Origin of the sequence: Granulicatella sp. WM01, assembly GCF_004570605.1 — a bacterium.
In the GTDB taxonomy this organism is placed as follows: domain Bacteria; phylum Bacillota; class Bacilli; order Lactobacillales; family Aerococcaceae; genus WM01.
This window is the reverse complement of sequence record NZ_SPPB01000212.1, coordinates 1-209: the sequence shown is the minus strand read 5'-3', so window position 1 is coordinate 209 and position 209 is coordinate 1. Positions and strand designations below refer to the sequence as shown.

The 209-nt window shown below is 32.5% G+C and carries 1 pseudogene; it reads left to right on the top strand.

Features of this window, described 5'->3' with window-relative positions:
* A pseudogene (locus E4T68_RS09470) lies at positions 1-209 on the top strand (IS30 family transposase); the annotation flags it as partial.

Sequence of the window (209 nt, the reverse complement as noted above, 5' to 3'; positions counted from 1 at the left end):
AACCCCTACTCGTTTGAAACAACATAAACGCTGTTTAGGTAAATCTATTACACAACGTCCAGTAGAAGTGGCATTACGCCAGTCCTTTGGTCATTGGGAAATTGATTTAATGATTGGGAAAATAACTAAAAATGAGTCTGTTATTTTAACACTTATCGAAAGAAAGACACGATTTATTATTATCAGAAAGTTAAAAGAAAAATCATCAG